This is a genomic window from Serratia sp. (in: enterobacteria), from assembly GCF_051654945.1.
Lineage (GTDB): Bacteria > Pseudomonadota > Gammaproteobacteria > Enterobacterales > Enterobacteriaceae > Chania.
Window position 1 is genome coordinate 1 of the sequence record NZ_JBOFZA010000058.1, and the last position, 1,410, is coordinate 1,410.

The 1,410-nt window shown below is 38.2% G+C and carries 2 protein-coding genes; both read left to right on the plus strand.

Translation table 11 applies throughout. From position 1 onward, the window contains the following. Positions 1-17 precede the first annotated feature (17 nt). A complete protein-coding gene (locus ACRDCA_RS08910) occupies positions 18-437 on the plus strand; it encodes an ISAon1 family transposase N-terminal region protein (RefSeq protein WP_438689218.1) in 420 nt (139 codons plus the stop codon). Next, positions 403-1,386, plus strand: a complete 984-nt coding sequence (locus ACRDCA_RS08915) for an ISAon1 family transposase (protein WP_438689219.1) — start codon at positions 403-405, stop codon at positions 1,384-1,386. Before ACRDCA_RS08910 ends, ACRDCA_RS08915 begins: the two co-directional genes overlap by 35 nt. Positions 1,387-1,410 lie beyond the last annotated feature (24 nt).

The window sequence follows — 1,410 nt, forward strand, 5'->3', positions numbered from 1 at the left end:
GGCTCACCCGATAAACCATGGGGAAAGTTGTCTTAAATATTTATCTTTGCTGTATGAATACAGAAGGTTTATTGCTTTTGGCGCAGGTTGTTTTACCAAGTGACATATTGAATCGATTTACAATTACTAGAGTTGAGTCTACGGAGAGTGATATTCGCATTTTCTTAGATGAACGTATAGATGATTCTATATTATCGGATCCTAATATTGAATCTAAAGGTTTTACTGATTCTGTTACAGTTAGAGACTTTCCTATTAGAGATAAAGGTGTTGATTTAATTGTTCGTCGAAGACGATGGTATAATAAGTCCACTAGCAAAAGTTTTACTCTTCCATTTGATGGCCTTAAGGCTGACGGTGTCCGCTACTCCAAGGAGTTTGCGGCTTTTTTAAAAGAGGTGTATGGAGACCAAACCTACGACCTCCCGTTCGCTTGAGAATTATTATCATATAAATGGTGACAGTTTTGAGAAACAATACAAAGAACAACTAAGTGGCTATCGTGTTTGGAGTGAATTATCACATGCTGATGAGTGGTTGGTTTATCCAGAAAATCTTGGAGAAAGTATCTGTATAGATGAAACTTCTATAAGTGATGGTGAATTATATACTATTGTAACTAACAGGGCCTCAAGAGGTGGAAAAGGATGTATCATAGCCATAGTTAAAGGAGTTAGATCAGAGGATATTATAAATACACTGCTCTTAATACCTAAGGAGCTAAGAGATCAAGTCAAGGAGATAACTATGGACTTCTCAAATGGGATGAATTTAGTAGCTAGACGTTGCTTTACGAAGGCCATCCGAACAATCGATCGGTTTCATATGCAGAAATTAGCCTGTGATGCATTGCAAGAGATGCGCATTGCTCATAGATGGGATGCCATTAAGGCTGACAATGAGGCTAGATGCAAAGCTAGGGAGGCTGGCGTAGAATACAATCCAACTTGTTTTAGAAATGGGGATACCCCCAAGCAGTTATTAGCCAGAAGCAGATATCTTTTGTTCAAATCTGCTGATAAATGGAGTTGTTCGCAAAAGGTAAGGTCAGAACTTCTATTTGAAGCCTTTCCTGATATTAAAGAGGCTTACTCTCTAACCCATTCACTACGACAAATCTTCAATAAAAATACGATAAAGGATGCCGCTAGGCTATCCTTGGCTAGGTGGTACGATAAAGTAGAGAAAGCTGGATTTAAAAGTTTCAATATCATTGGAAATACTCTCTATGAGAATAGTGATCAGGTGCTAAACTTCTTTGTCAATAGAGCAACAAACGCATTTGCAGAGTCTTTTAATGCTAAAATTAAAGCTTTTAGAGCAAGCCTAAGAGGGGTTGTTGATGTAAAGTTCTTCCTTTTTAGACTCACTAAGCTGTATGCTTAGTCCCCATGGTTTATCGGGTGAGCC